Genomic DNA, 13,658 nt, shown 5'->3' with positions numbered 1-13,658 from the left:
TGTGAAGCTAGCGTGCAGCCAGACTGTATACGCGTCTTCTGAATGCAATTTCAGCTTCATCTGTTACTTTTGGCTCTGAACACTCTTGCTCATCAAATTTAATCAGTAACACGTAAGACTGTTCGTTTTTTTGAACGTAACTCCAAGAAGCAGTAAGTTCAAGTTGTTGGGTTAAGCAATAAATTATCTCAGCGATTTTACTATCTGCTGGGAAAAAAATAGGCGTATCTTTTATTTGGACTGATGGCTTATGTTCCAAAAGAGCATCTATCATTACATCTTGCACTTTTGAATAAAATTGTTTATATCTTTTTCTTTCTAAGAAAAAACTTTGAATAATATTTGTCAGCTTCTTGATTTGTTTATACATTTTGGCGCACCTTCAGGAAAGTAAAATACAATTGGTTAGGACGAGCTTTATAAAAATTGGATAAAGAGTAAATATGTGGATCTAGTCTCATAGAAAGCCAAAAGTGAAGCTTTCTCTACAAACTAAGGCATATAGATAGTATAGGTAGATTTAGGGGGCAGATTTAATAAAATTTTTTGAAGAATTTGCCCAATCCTTAAAAGTCTTATAAAGTAAGGAGTTGGTCAGCAAAAAATCAGTCTTTAGGAATTGTTTATTTCTGTAATTTTTCTACATAAAACTTACAACAGTAAGACATGATTTGCCCTCCGGGCAGAGGGAGCAGAGAGCAGGGAGCTCTTAGCAGGGGGATTATATGGCAAAACCCTTCATTTTTGGAGATAGCTATTGGGATCTTGAGCAACCCAACCTAAAGACGATTTAGAACGGACTTCAAAGTGGAGAGAGGGTTGATTAGAACTAGGTGTTCCAGTTGTACCTACAGTTCCCACTAGATCTCCCTTTTTGACTTGCTGACCAACAGAGACTTTGATACTGTCGAGCTGAGCGTAACGGCTTTGTAAGTCTCCAGCGTGATTGATTATCACTAACTTCCCATAAGTACCTTGTTCGCCTGCAAAAGCTACTATCCCTGAACCAATGGCTTGCACGGGCGTCCCTTTTGCGGCTAATAGTTCTACACCACTATGGAAGAAAACTTTGCCTGTATTTGGATTAACCTGCCAACCATAAGGTAATGCTTCTTTTGTTAATTCTGGTAAAGGATATCCAGCTAATTTAGCAGTGCTAGCATTAGAAGCTTGAGCGGAAATCTGGCCAAATGTTCGATTCTTGCTTGGAACAAACACGACTCTGGGATTTTTTTGACAGCCATTTAATTCAAACAGCACATCAGGACGGATTTTATATCTCGTTGCGATCGCGCGCCATGTTTGACCACGAGGTACTTCAACTACAATTCCATCGTGGGGAGGAATTTGCAGTACACTACCTACCGCAACTCTACCCCCTTGTAAACCCGGATTCATCGCAATAAGAGTTGCTGGATCAAGTTTGTAAAGCTGTGCTATACGCTCAAGAGTTTCTCCTGATTCAACTTTGTGGCGCTGAAAACTTTTAAGGGCTGATGTTGGACAACTTCCATCAGAAACCTGTGCTATTGCGAAGTGTGGGACTGTAGATACTAGCCCAAAACCGCTAACTAAGCTACAGATAAGAACTACACGATTACGAAAAGCCATTTATGGAACTTAGAACCGCTATAACTTTAGATTGTAGCTAATGGGCATAGGGCATGGGGCATAGGGCATGGGGCAACAAGGAACAGCGAGCGACATCAGTTTATGTATGTACGACAGATGTGGGTACGGTATTTTGACATTCTCCCCACAGCTTTTGGTAAAGCATGAATTGATTTTGTTTGGGGATAATCTCTTTCCTCTATAATCCTATGCCCCATGCCCCATGCCCCTATAAAAAATCTACCAACTTCCCTTTAGCTTGATTAAACTTAAAAACAGCGCATCTGCATTGCCATTGTTAAGTGTCGTGATTATGAAGTTATCTTTAAAGCAACTAGCCGTTTATCTCTCCTTATTGGTAGTTGGCGGTGCTACAGGGTTGTTAGGTAGTCGTTATCTCTCACCACAAAAGCGCTCTTTTCAAGAGTTAAGAAATGTAACAACAGAGCCTTCAGAACCTGCTGTCCCTAATTTAGGAAGAGCATCAATTGGCGGTTTAGGCGGGAATAACGTAAATTTTATCGCAGCGGCTGTGCAAAGAACTGGACCTGCAGTTGTGCGAATTAACGCTACCCGCAAAGTAGCAAATCCAATTTCCGAAGCTTTGAAAAATCCCCTCTGGCGAAAGTTTTTTGGCGAGGATGCGCAGCCAATTTCGCCAGAGAGGATTGAGCATGGTACGGGATCGGGATTTATTTTGAGCCAAGATGGGCGATTACTAACTAACGCTCACGTTGTTGAAGACACAGATACAGTACAAGTCACCCTTAAGGATGGTCGTACTTTTGAAGGGAAGGTGCTAGGAGTTGATTCTTTGACAGATATAGCGGTGGTCAAAATTCCTGGGGAAAAATTGCCTACCGTAAAATTGGGTAATTCACAAAACTTAATACCAGGAGAGTGGGCGATCGCTATTGGTAATCCTCTCGGTTTAGATAACACCGTTACAATCGGAATTATCAGCGCTACTGACCGCACCAGCGCTCAAGTTGGTGTACGAAATAAGCAAGTTAGTTTTATACAAACCGACGCAGCAATTAACCCTGGTAATTCTGGTGGACCTTTGTTAAACGCTCAAGGTGAGGTTATCGGTATCAACACAGCTATTCGTGCCGACGCTAGAGGACTCGGGTTTGCCATTCCCATTGATACAGCATCCCGCATTGCAGATGAACTGTTTACTAAAGGTCACGCAGAACACCCCTTCCTAGGGATTGACATGGTAGACCTTACTCCGATAAAGAGACAGCAGCTCAATCAAGATACTTATCTCAACATCAAGCAAAATACCGGCGTTGCAATTAAGCAAGTCCTAGAAAAATCACCAGCAAAACGGGCTGGACTCCGTCCAGGGGACATTATAGAAAAGATCAACCGTAACCCGGTCAAGACAGTCGCCCAGTTACAGAGGCTAGTTGACTCTAGTTCTGTAGGCGACACCTTGGAAATCCAAGTTAATCGCGACGGTAAAAACGAACTTTTGAAAGTGCATCTAGAAGCTTATCCCCAAAATTAGTCCAGAGTCCAGAATTAATAGATTTGGAGGCTAATGATTGTTATTCAAATGATCTAAGTGCATCCTCTGTTCCATCTGGCGAAGGAAATACCCCGTCATCATGGCTGATGCTAAAAGACCAGCAAGGTTATCTCGATCTGTTGTGATTTGCACGTTGAAGCTTTCCGCTGGTAGCATCCCCACAAGCCCTTGGACGTTCTGCGAAATGATTTGTTTAATTTCGGGGCTTACCGACTGGGCGACGCGGGCTAAGACATCAGGCGGCTGATGCTGTAGATATTTGAGCAACTGATTAGGATCTTCCTGAAAACTATCAGAAAGAAGCTGGTTGGGGTGTTCTTCGGAATTGTCATTGAGAAAGTCAGGATCAAACACCATTTGCAATTTTTTTTAGCTGAGGGCTAACTCTACTCTAAACCATAGTCAAACCATAATATAAATATGAAACCTACTTATCTTTCTGGAGTACTAAGATTCAACTAAACAATAATCACTCATTGTGTCGATGGTTCTTGTTTGAGATCTAGTTCTAATTGTCGTTGTTGTTGGGTAGAGGAGAACGGTTGTGGAAGCTGTTCTATTTGAAAATACTGATGAAATTTAGGCGTGACTTGTAGAGAATAGGACCGAGAATCGCTATCACGGGATTTTTTGACAAACCCAAGTTCGACGAGTTCGTGAACGTGCTGATATGCTCCAGAACCGCGCAGTTCAATTAAGTCAGTTTGAAGTATAGGATTATGAAGTGCGATCGCTGCCAAAGTCCGCAACACGCCTACACCTAATTCTACCGGGATCAGAGTTTGCACCAAGTCATAAAAATCTGACCGCAGTTGTAAACTGTAACCATTTGGCGTTTCTACAACTTCAAGAGCACTGTCTCGACGGGCATAGTCGTCAATTAATTCAATTATTCCCTCCTCTACGGAGGCTCGATCATATGAGGCATACTCCGCAATTTCACTAATTGATAGGGGCTTACCCTTTAAGTAGAGAATTGCTTCTATCTTCGTTGCTGCATTCATTAGGCATTGGCCATTGGTCATTAACTATTGGTAAAAAATATTTAACTTAGTAAAAGGCAAATGACTTATGACAATAGACTATATAATGAGTGTTTGGAATAATATCATAGAGGTAAAAACAAGTCAAGAGCCAGAATTCAGGAGTCAGAATTCAGGAGTCAGAAGAAAAAATACTGGCTTAAAACCTCGTCTAGTCGTTATTCTAGTCGTTATCAAATTAGGAATTGGAAAATTATCTATAAAACATCATCCCTTCATGGGTAGTTTATTCTGACTCCTGGCTCCTGACTCCTGACTACTTTATTCATTTTTTCCCTAATCTGCTAGTGAGGATAAACTCCGCGATCGCCAAATCTTGTGGAGTTGTCACCTTAAGATTCGTCTCCTCACCTTCGACAATCTTGACAGACAAACCGCACTTTTCAAACAAAGCCGCATCGTCTGTAACTTCCCAACCTTGACTAATACCTGTTTGGTGGCACTGTTTTAACAATTTGACATCAAAACCTTGGGGAGTTTGTGCAGCCCACAGTTGTCGTCGGTCGGGTGTACTCGTAATTATGCCATTTTCATCGACAACTTTGATAGTGTCTTTGACTGGTACTGCAGCTATCAAGCCAGTACAATCGTGCAGCACCTCAGCACACCTATCGAATAAATCCGCAGTGGCAAGACATCTAGCGCCATCGTGAATCAACACTCTTGTTGCATCATCAGGTAGTGCCTGCAAGCCGTTGTAGACTGATTCTTGACGGGTAGAGCCTCCTTGAATAAATTCCACTGGCTTAGTTAACTGCACTTGGGCTAGAATTTCCTTGAAGTCCTCCCAATCAATGGGTTGAGAGATGATCCCAATCCAACTGATATGGTGCGAGGCTTCGGCGGCTTTAAGAGTCCAACTAAGAATCGGTTGCGATCGCAGTGCCAATAGGAGCTTATTCCGGTGACTCCCCATTCTCCGTCCCGTTCCGGCTGCTGGAATTAATAAATGCACAGTGTTCTCACTCCTCAATAATGGTCAGTCAACACAAAGTCTTAACAACAAATAACTATTAATAATTACCAATCTTCCCCTAAAATAGGGAGCGAGTAAGCGTAAATAAATATTATGCGAGTAGTAGCCCTTGTCCCTGGCGGAATAGGCGATCAAATTCTCTTCTTTTCTACTCTAGATGACCTGAAGCGCTATTACCCAAACGCTCAGATAGATGTCGTAGTCGAACCCCAAGCAAAGGCTGCTTACCGAGTGAGCAAGTCAGTTCACGAGGTACTGCCATTTGATTTTAAAGACCGCAACAGTTTAGCAGATTGGGCAAATCTGATAGGCAGAATTCGCGAACGCGAGTATGATGTCGCTATTGCTGTGGGGCAAAGCTGGTTAGTAAATTTTTTAGTCTGGTTAACAGGAATACCGACACGCGTTGGCTTTAAAACTAAAGGAGCTGCTTTTCTTACCAACCCAGTTCCTTTAAAAGCAGAACAATATGTTGCTGCTGTGTACCATGATCTCCTTCAAGGATTAGGCATAAATACCCCCAGTCCTGAGTTAACGATCAATGTACCAAAACCAGATATTGAATGGGCGGATAAAGAACAACAACGGTTGGGAATCAAGGAAACAGGCTACATTTTGATTGACGGTGGTTATAACAGTGAATCACCCAAGCTTAAGAGCCTTGATCAAATTTACCCTGTTAACAATTGGCTTGAAATCATTCAAGACTGCCAGCATAAGCAGCCAGATATGCCAATAGTTGTGATTCAAGATCCAGAAGATCAAGAGTTTGTAAGTAGTCTCAAACAGACTATCCCAAACATTAAGATAACTTCTCCAGAAGACATTGGAAAGTTAGCGGCAATGATTGCTGGTGCGAATTTAATGTTATCTACTGATAGTGCTGCCATGCACTTAAGCGTGGCAGTACAAACTTATACAATCGCTCTATTTGGCTCAACAAAACCATCTAAATTATTGCCGTCTAACGATAAATTCCTTGCCATTAAATCCCCAACTAGCAAAATCAGCGACATTTCACCTAAAGCTGTTTTAGAGAAAATCTGGGGCGGCTAGCCCCTTTGGGGAAGTCAAAAGTCAAAAGGAGCCAGTGCGGTGGACGGGTTTCCCGGCATAAAGCACCTGGCGTTCAAAAGTCAAAAGAATTGTATTTTGGGCTTTTGCATCATATTAAAACATAGGGTAGTGCGGGCATCTTGCCCGCTAGTACCAATGAGGAGATCTCACCAGCAGGGAGCAAGATGCTCCCACTACTTTTAAAAGATTTTCCAGCGAAATATAAAGGTTAGCTATTACCAAATGCCTCAAATAGAGCGTCATCTAACTCATAACCTAGCAGTTGAGCCATCGACTTGAGGCGAGATTTACTGGGAAGCCCTTGCTGTTGTAACCAATCAGTTAAAATGAACAGTTTATGCATTAAAAAGATTTCTAAGGCTTCAGGATTATACTGAATGCCTTCATGAGGATTAAACTGGTGAGGTACGAGCATAGCAGCATAACGGACGAACTCGCCAGCCTTCCAATTGAGAAGAAATGGTAGCCAGGGATAGCGCGCATCTAGGCGAATAAACCATAACCGCACTTCTGGTATTTCTGAAAGTTCCCTTGGATCTCCTTGTTCCAAAGGATAGTTGAGTTCAAAGCTCAACTGCTGTTCGTAGGATTTTATCGTTCCCTCTTGCAAGAACTTTTCAATAACTGTGACTACAGGTGAGAGATCCAAGTTGTTAATGTTATCAGTATTAAGTGCGATCGTAATTGTCATCGGCTTAACAGTAAGATCGAGAATCCAGAGTACCAGCTTTTAGCGCTTAAAGCTAGCTACGCTAGGAACTTCGAGTAAAATCTTTGCCAGGACAGCAGCAGGGGAAAGAACTATCGGTGGCGAAAAAGCCTCACAACTTTCTCACAACTGGTTGCTAGCTTTTAAATAGAGAAAATTGTGGAGTTTTCTAACATGGATGCACCGGAAGTAATTCTAAGGTGGACACTGCCACTATATCCTAACCCCCTATATACAAGTTTTAGGGGTATTTCAACTCTGAAATAGGGATCTTCTTTTGAAAATATTAAGTATTCTTACTATTGACTTCAGTTTGATATACAACCGTAATACAATATATGATATAGTGATCCTAGCTTTATTTTTTTGTGAAAAAATAAAAATGAGGTTTGGTAAGACTTCATGAGTCCACAATTACGTAGGAGCGCTATAGCAAAATCTAGAATTCAACTAGCCGAGAAATAGCGAGTGAGAGTATGAAAATTGTAGGCATGACAACAACAGATGGAACCGCAGTCGAGATCAATCCTGATGCCATTACAGAAATAGTAAAAGTTCAAGAAGAAAAACCAGGATTTTTATTTATGCCTGGCACAGATGCAGAATATGAAATTCATATGAATGACAATAGCAGGGTGCGCGTTGATCAATCAGAACATGACAAATTAAAACAAGCAGATTAATTTTATTGAACGCGCGTAAAACCCCATCCCCTTGTGGGTGGGGCGTTTGACAGGCTATAGGCTAGACCGCATTCTCACCTCTGTATCCCCTGCGCGAGCCATGATCGTGCGAACTATTGAGCCAAAGATGCGCCATCCCACCAAGCTCAAGCTAGCAAGCCGTGTAGCCACTAGCAAGTCATCTAATCGAACTTGTACAATTCCGTCAAATACCAAAGTGTTCCCGATTATATCGGATGGATCGTTCGGGAGTGGTGGGAGATACATACGCTGGGTAGATGAGAATTTCAGTAATTCCCCAAGTAGTTGTTTGACATTTGGATCATCCTTCCTAATTGGTTGTACACGCAACAGTGTCGCGTATTGACGACGACCTGGAATGAGATCACAGGTAGAGGTAGCTACTGCAAACTTCATTTGAGTCATGCGCTCTCCTAAAAAGTAAGCGGTTTCTGTACTAACAATATCCCCCTGTAAAAGGATGAAAGGATCTTCATCGGGAGCGATTAGCCCCCGATGAAGCATGTCTTGGTAGATAATCGGCTCACGTACAATAGCCCCCTTTTCATTGAACAAACGCTGACGTTGATTTGTTTTGCCAAGGTTTTTGGCAAAATTTTGGATAATCTTAACTGCGTGATCGTCGTGAGAGAGAGCCTGTAATTGCGCTTCTAGTTCCGCTAAATTCTTAGGTAAAGTGTAGGTGCTGTCATTGTAATCAGTGGGCATCAATCTTCAAAAGAAGCGTTTTTTATATCTAGCGGACGCGTAACCAAGTCCGGGTCAACGTCTACTTCATCATCTATATCGGTATCCAAGCTTTCGGGTATCAGAGGCTCGAATCTGTCACGAGTCGGAAGCTCGGGTAGAGTACCTAGCGTCGCAACAGCCTCTATTAGCAAGTTAATGGTGTCGGTGTCGGGGTGTTTCTGCACAACTCGAACAGTACGCGATAGTACACGTAATCCCCGACGTAACCGATCCACATCACGAGCTAAGCCTAGCATCCTTTGAAAGTCTTGTTCTTCCATGATGCGATACTGCCCGGTTTTGGTATGCAGAATACCGATTGTACCATTCTTAATAGAATCAAGAGATTTCGCGCCTTCTGTGCGAAATTTCTCAAAAGATGACCATCTGGAACCCACCTTCAGATCAAAAGGTGTTGAGTCGTTAACTATAGCTGGCATAGAAATCACCTCCATCTCTCAATATTAATACTAAATACGTTGGAATTTCATTGGAAATATGTTGGTAATTCATTGGATTTTTAACGAAAACTATCGCTTGTGTAGTTCTTTGGCTAAAATCCTTAGTGGAACTTAGACAAAAAGTAGCCAGAGAAAAACTGCTGGGATGGGGAGTTAAAGCGTTTGTGAAAGTGGGGAGGATATTAAGAGCCAAGTTACTCGCCAGCAACTGCACCCAAAGCACGAAGATTTAATTTTTGGTCTTCGGTTAAGCCAATAACCCCTGTAATATTCATTCCTTGATAGGGTTTAGAAATCTTCAACGATAGAGGTTGTTCAAATTCACCTTTATCCCTGCTTCTAATTTGGATTATTCCATCACCGATACCACTAGCAATTAACTGACTATTAGAACTGAAAGCAACTGATAACACCTCATCAGCAGCTTCCTGAAAAGACTTTATAGGCTGACCGTCACGAACATTCCATAAATATACAGTTCCATCGTGACAACCACTGACAAGTATTTGACCATCAGGACTGAAAACAACTGAATGTACCCAATTCTTATGTCTTGTTAAAGTTTTAATGCACTCGCCTGTGTTCACATCCCAAATTTTGACGGTATGATCATTGCTACCACTAGCAATTAGCTTTCCATCAGGACTAAAGGTAACAGAACGGACTAAGTTCTTGTGACCTTGGAATATCTTCGGAGAAGCATCAGTCTGAAAATTCCATATCCTGAGAGTACAATCATCACTACCACTAGCAATTAACTTTCCATCAGGACTGAAAGCTACTGATCGTACCCAATTTGTGTGCCCTCGTAACACCTTCAAAGGAATACCCTGATGAACATCCCAGATCCTAACAGTGTGGTCATCACTGCCGCTAGCAAGTAGCTGCCCATCTGGGCTAAAGACAACAGATCTTACCCAATGATCATGATCTCTTAAAATGTGGAGGCATTGGTTACCCTTGTTAGGCTCAAGATCCCATATTCTAATGGTTCGATCATCGCTACCACTAGCAAGCATTCGACCATCTGGACTAAAAGCCGCTGACCAAATGCGGCTAGTATGTCCTCGTAAGGAGGCTGTGATCTTATGAGTATGGACATCCCATATCCTGACAATCTTATCTTCACCACCACTCGCAAGATATTGGCTATCTGGACTGAAAGCAACTGATAAAATCCAGTTAGAGTATCCCCCTACAGTAGTTAAACATTGACCTGTTTGAGCATCCCAAGTTTTTACAGTTTGGTCGTCACTGCCGCTAGCAATTCTCTGTCCATCTAAGCTAAAAGCCACCGACCAAACTCGATTATTATGCCCACACAATATATTCTGACATTGACCTGTTTGAGCATCCCAAATTCTCACAGTGTTGTCTTCGCCACCACTGACGATTCGCTGTCCATCTCGGCTGAAAGCTACTGAGCGCACCCAGTTCTCATGTCCTCGTAAAGTTATGCGACATTTACCTGTGCGAATATCCCAAATTTTTACAGTGTTGTCATCGCCACCACTGACCATTTGTTGTCCATCTCGGCTAAAAGCCACCGATCTAACCCAGTTTTCATGTCCTGTTAGTGTCTTTAAGCACTCACCTGTTTGAACTTTCCATATTTTGATAGTCTTATCTTCTCCACCACTAGCAACAATTCCCCCTAAGTGGATCGGGCTAAAAGTAACTGACCAAACTTTACCAACATGTCCGTTCAGTGTCTTTAAGCACTCACTAGTATCGACATTCCATATCTTTACTGTTCCATCTTCACTACCACTAGCAAGTAACTTGCCGTCATCGCTAAATGCCACTGAACGGACACAGCCACTATGCTCTTCTAGTGTGCTGAAAAACTTACCGGTTTTAGTATTCCAGATCTTTATAGTTTGGTCGTCACTTCCACTCGCAAACTTTTCACCATCGGCACTAAAGGCAATGGATCGAACCCAATGGGTATGTCCTTTACATACAGTACGTCCTTGTTCTTGATGAAATAAACAAATTTCGCCATTAGAAGAACCAATAGCCAAAGACTCTCCACTAAAGGCAACTGATAAGATACTCCCAAAGGGTTCTTTGAAAAGAGAATCATCCAAATGAGCACCTGTAAGGTTTGTGTTTTGCAGGTTTGCGTAAGTCAAGTCAGCACCTTTAATTACAGTAGTGCTTAAATCTTGACCAGCCAACGCTTCTGAGTTAATTTGCAAAAGAATTGTCACAGCATACCCAGCAAGACACCCAACTTCTTTTTCCGTTTTGCCTCGCGTCGCTTTGATAATCTTTAGTAGACGATCAGCAGCAGTTTCAGAACGATCAAGCATATGTTCAAGTAATTCAAACATTGCCTTAGTCAGATCTCTTTGTCTGTTGGTGATATCCCCTAGTCTGAAAGCATTAAATAAATTCGTTAACGATTCAGTAGAAAATTCTTGAAGTGGCGCAATTGGTATAACTTTACCTTCTTCATCTACTTGACGCTGAAAATAGGAGGACCAAGTGTATGGCTGAGCTAAGGTGTTCTTTTGTATATATGATGACTCTCTAGCTAAATCAACAAAATCTGGAGCTAATACTCCTAGTTGTGCAGCAAATTTATAAGCGATGAAAAATTCTAAGAAAGAGCGATGAGCTAACTCGTAGTCACCATCAGCGTTTCGAGTCAACATAGACTGACCCATCATATCATAGCTCCAGTGATCTACATCTTCTGGCTCTTGTACAACAGCACCAAACAATCGACGAATTCGCTCAGGAAATTTTCGATAGTTCAGTTGCATTTGGTCAGTAACAAACATTTCCCAAGAGAGTTCACACAAAAAGTACAACTTATCCGCAGGAGAAGTAAATGTCCGCTCTGCTTTGATATCCCGCGCCATTTTGTGTTTAATAGCTAACAGATAGATGTGAGATAAGTCTACTGACTGACCTGCTTCAATTTTAGGCAGTGCTTCTAAAATTAAGTCGATCATCACAGGTCGTTTTGCCAAGTCTAAAAGCTTATGATTGCTTGTGACCTGTTCTACAACAGCTTCTCTTTCTGCTAGGGTTTTATCTAGAAGACGCGATCGCAAGACTTCACGAATTTGCAAATCGCTCAGTGTCTGTAATTCCAGCACCTCAAATTGAGGACCAATCAGCTTTTTAACAGAAGTTGGCTGTTCTATATCTATGGAATTTAACACAGCCGCGTTCAGTAGAGCACGACCCTTATCCACTTTGGGAATATGTTCAGCACGACAAGTTAGTATTACCTTGGCTCCTGTCTCTACAACTTTAGCCAGTTCCCAAAAATTCTCAATCACTTTTTGGTGGTCTACTTTACCTGCCATTTCGTCAAAACCATCAAAAATGAGCAGAAGTTTGCCCATTTTATTAAGTTGTTTGAAGACTAAATTAGTCAGTGGTATATTGTGTATAGAAAAAAAGAACCATGCCAAAACATTCTCCACATCCAATGCTTTAGCATAATCGCGCAACCGTATCAGTAGAGGTAATCGAGGTCTTGGAGTTCCTTGCTTCTGAGCTTGTTGATAACGCTTTAGCGCAGTCCCAGCGTAGTGAAAAGCAAACCAGGTTTTGCCGGTACCGAATTCTCCTAAGACAGAAATGTGTTTTTTATTGGGATCATCTAGCCAACGATCAATATAACCATCAATCCAGCCATCTGCTTCACCGTAACGACTAACTATAGGCTCACCCGTGGATTGATTAACTCCTTCTTGTTTGAGGCAGGCTAAAGGAATGTATGTTTTGTCGTTAATACCCCGGTTATTGATTTGTTCCTCTAACCATTTGAAATACTGTTTAAAGTTCACTCCTTCATCTATGAGTTCATCGAAGGTATAACAAAATAGTGCTAGATCTCGCTGTTTTCTGTATTCCGCGATCGCACGACTAGCAGCAGGGCTAAATTTAAGTTCTTTATTTACGGCGTACTCTTGGATCGCTTCACGAGCAGCACGACTAATACGAAGATCCGCAACTAGCCATGCTTCATTTGGCTTGTGTTCCTTAATAGTCTGACATAACTCGTCCAAGTGATTCCAGTCTGCCTCACCTTCCACACCACGAGCCAAGATGCGATCATATCCTCCCCGCTTAGGTATATGAATAATTAAGTCAAAATAGTCTTCTTCCCTTTTCCCTCCCGGGAGCAACTCATAACCTAATGCCTCAAACCAAGCTCTCATTCTCTTTTCAAGATCCGAAGGCTCTTGAGATGCTTGGCTTTGGTTTTCTTGGTCAACAAAGGTTAAGAATTGAGATGATTGATGAACTTCACTCTTTCGTTCGGGTAGATTGTTGCCATCATCCACACCTAAGCTTAAATTTTCGACGTTCGTTGTTTCATTGTGCCTCGACGAGGCCCTTTGGAGTGCGGCGCGAAAATTTCTTTTACTAACTTCCTCTCCCAAAGCTTCTGAAAGCAATTTCCAGAACTTATGGCTCACATCTCCCTTGAGGTAGTTAGGTTTATAGAGCGATCGCTCTGCCATCTCGTCATAACTCAAACCCTCCCAAGAACCGCTCAGTACAGTCAGTTCTGGGTCAGTCAGCTTTCTACCTTTAGCTTTGTAAACTGCTGACTCTACAATCTCTAGAACGTCTTGAAAATTCATGAGATGGTAAAAGCTTACGATTAACAATACCATGATAAAGCATAAATTGGAGAGCCACTTTATCTAAGTATAAATACTTAAGCATACTGGTTCTCTCCAGCATAATCTCGACATTTTGTTCTTATTAATAAAATATAACTTTTTACCTCTATGTAATATAAATATCGTAGTATCCGTTACGTTAAAGGCGTGCTAATA

The 13,658-nt window shown here is 41.8% G+C and carries 13 protein-coding genes; 4 read left to right on the top strand and 9 right to left on the bottom strand.

Annotated features, from left to right (window positions below):
- Positions 1–7: 7 nt before the first annotated feature.
- Together G4P69_RS10285 and G4P69_RS10280 are read right to left on the bottom strand one after the other, a co-directional pair.
- On the bottom strand, positions 8–370 hold the full coding sequence (locus G4P69_RS10285; RefSeq protein WP_208341197.1) for a hypothetical protein: 363 nt from the start codon (positions 368–370) through the stop codon (positions 8–10).
- Positions 371–738: 368 nt separating this feature from the next.
- Positions 739–1,611 carry a LysM peptidoglycan-binding domain-containing M23 family metallopeptidase gene (locus G4P69_RS10280; RefSeq protein ID WP_208341196.1) on the bottom strand — a complete coding sequence of 291 codons (873 nt, stop codon included), beginning with the start codon at positions 1,609–1,611 and terminating at the stop codon, positions 739–741.
- Between the two features lie 313 nt (positions 1,612–1,924).
- Between G4P69_RS10280 and G4P69_RS10275 the strand changes: the two genes are divergently transcribed.
- Positions 1,925–3,127 carry an HhoA/HhoB/HtrA family serine endopeptidase gene (locus tag G4P69_RS10275; protein WP_208341195.1) on the top strand — a complete coding sequence of 401 codons (1,203 nt, stop codon included), beginning with the start codon at positions 1,925–1,927 and terminating at the stop codon, positions 3,125–3,127.
- A gap of 30 nt (positions 3,128–3,157) precedes the next feature.
- Here the strand turns inward: G4P69_RS10275 and G4P69_RS10270 are convergent, their stop codons facing one another.
- Both G4P69_RS10270 and scpB read right to left on the bottom strand, forming a co-directional pair.
- A complete protein-coding gene (locus G4P69_RS10270) occupies positions 3,158–3,505 on the bottom strand; it encodes a DUF760 domain-containing protein (protein ID WP_208341194.1) in 348 nt (115 codons plus the stop codon).
- A 116-nt stretch (positions 3,506–3,621) separates the two neighbouring features.
- Positions 3,622–4,152, bottom strand: a complete 531-nt coding sequence (gene scpB / locus G4P69_RS10265; protein WP_208341211.1) for an SMC-Scp complex subunit ScpB — start codon at positions 4,150–4,152, stop codon at positions 3,622–3,624.
- Positions 4,153–4,219: 67 nt separating this feature from the next.
- On the opposite strand from scpB, the gene G4P69_RS10260 reads away from it, so the two are divergent.
- Positions 4,220–4,426, top strand: a complete 207-nt coding sequence (locus tag G4P69_RS10260; RefSeq protein WP_208341193.1) for a hypothetical protein — start codon at positions 4,220–4,222, stop codon at positions 4,424–4,426.
- 30 nt (positions 4,427–4,456) lie between these two features.
- Here G4P69_RS10260 and ispD read toward each other — a convergent pair whose 3' ends face one another.
- The gene (gene ispD / locus G4P69_RS10255; RefSeq protein WP_208341192.1) at positions 4,457–5,146 is read right to left on the bottom strand and encodes a 2-C-methyl-D-erythritol 4-phosphate cytidylyltransferase; all 690 of its coding nucleotides are present in this window, start codon (positions 5,144–5,146) and stop codon (positions 4,457–4,459) included.
- 114 nt (positions 5,147–5,260) lie between these two features.
- Here ispD and G4P69_RS10250 point away from each other — a divergent pair, with 114 nt between their 5' ends.
- Positions 5,261–6,223 carry a glycosyltransferase family 9 protein gene (locus G4P69_RS10250; RefSeq protein ID WP_208341191.1) on the top strand — a complete coding sequence of 321 codons (963 nt, stop codon included), beginning with the start codon at positions 5,261–5,263 and terminating at the stop codon, positions 6,221–6,223.
- Positions 6,224–6,452: 229 nt separating this feature from the next.
- Here the strand turns inward: G4P69_RS10250 and G4P69_RS10245 are convergent, their stop codons facing one another.
- Entirely contained in the window at positions 6,453–6,935 is a 483-nt protein-coding gene (locus G4P69_RS10245; RefSeq protein WP_208341190.1) for a CRR6 family NdhI maturation factor, read from the bottom strand.
- Positions 6,936–7,429: 494 nt separating this feature from the next.
- Between G4P69_RS10245 and G4P69_RS10240 the strand changes: the two genes are divergently transcribed.
- A complete protein-coding gene (locus tag G4P69_RS10240) occupies positions 7,430–7,636 on the top strand; it encodes a hypothetical protein (RefSeq protein WP_208341189.1) in 207 nt (68 codons plus the stop codon).
- Between the two features lie 54 nt (positions 7,637–7,690).
- On the opposite strand, the gene G4P69_RS10235 is transcribed toward G4P69_RS10240, so the two are convergent.
- The 3 genes from G4P69_RS10235 to G4P69_RS10225 all read right to left on the bottom strand — a co-directional run bounded on the left by G4P69_RS10235 (position 7,691) and on the right by G4P69_RS10225 (position 13,460).
- Positions 7,691–8,365 (bottom strand): hypothetical protein, encoded by a 675-nt coding sequence (locus G4P69_RS10235; protein ID WP_208341188.1) that lies wholly within the window; start codon positions 8,363–8,365, stop codon positions 7,691–7,693.
- Entirely contained in the window at positions 8,365–8,826 is a 462-nt protein-coding gene (locus G4P69_RS10230; protein ID WP_208341187.1) for a hypothetical protein, read from the bottom strand. Before G4P69_RS10230 ends, G4P69_RS10235 begins: the two co-directional genes overlap by 1 nt.
- Before the next feature lie 215 nt (positions 8,827–9,041).
- A complete protein-coding gene (locus tag G4P69_RS10225; RefSeq protein ID WP_208341186.1) occupies positions 9,042–13,460 on the bottom strand; it encodes a WD40 domain-containing protein in 4,419 nt (1,472 codons plus the stop codon).
- Between the last annotated feature and the right edge of the window lie 198 nt (positions 13,461–13,658).

It is taken from the genome of Aetokthonos hydrillicola CCALA 1050 (genome assembly GCF_017591665.1).
Classification (GTDB): domain Bacteria; phylum Cyanobacteriota; class Cyanobacteriia; order Cyanobacteriales; family Nostocaceae; genus Aetokthonos; species Aetokthonos hydrillicola.
Note: the sequence above shows the minus strand (reverse complement) of the source record. Positions and strands in the feature narration are given on the sequence as shown.

Coding starts and splice junctions, on each gene's coding strand:
- G4P69_RS10285 (WP_208341197.1), bottom strand. CDS start 370: ATGTATAAACAAATCAAGAAGCTGACAAATATTATTCAAAGTTTTTTC.
- G4P69_RS10280 (WP_208341196.1), bottom strand. CDS start 1,611: ATGGCTTTTCGTAATCGTGTAGTTCTTATCTGTAGCTTAGTTAGCGGT.
- G4P69_RS10275 (WP_208341195.1), top strand. CDS start 1,925: ATGAAGTTATCTTTAAAGCAACTAGCCGTTTATCTCTCCTTATTGGTA.
- G4P69_RS10270 (WP_208341194.1), bottom strand. CDS start 3,505: ATGGTGTTTGATCCTGACTTTCTCAATGACAATTCCGAAGAACACCCC.
- scpB (WP_208341211.1), bottom strand. CDS start 4,152: ATGAATGCAGCAACGAAGATAGAAGCAATTCTCTACTTAAAGGGTAAG.
- G4P69_RS10260 (WP_208341193.1), top strand. CDS start 4,220: ATGACAATAGACTATATAATGAGTGTTTGGAATAATATCATAGAGGTA.
- G4P69_RS10250 (WP_208341191.1), top strand. CDS start 5,261: ATGCGAGTAGTAGCCCTTGTCCCTGGCGGAATAGGCGATCAAATTCTC.
- G4P69_RS10245 (WP_208341190.1), bottom strand. CDS start 6,935: ATGACAATTACGATCGCACTTAATACTGATAACATTAACAACTTGGAT.
- G4P69_RS10240 (WP_208341189.1), top strand. CDS start 7,430: ATGAAAATTGTAGGCATGACAACAACAGATGGAACCGCAGTCGAGATC.
- G4P69_RS10235 (WP_208341188.1), bottom strand. CDS start 8,365: ATGCCCACTGATTACAATGACAGCACCTACACTTTACCTAAGAATTTA.
- G4P69_RS10230 (WP_208341187.1), bottom strand. CDS start 8,826: ATGCCAGCTATAGTTAACGACTCAACACCTTTTGATCTGAAGGTGGGT.
- G4P69_RS10225 (WP_208341186.1), bottom strand. CDS start 13,460: ATGAATTTTCAAGACGTTCTAGAGATTGTAGAGTCAGCAGTTTACAAA.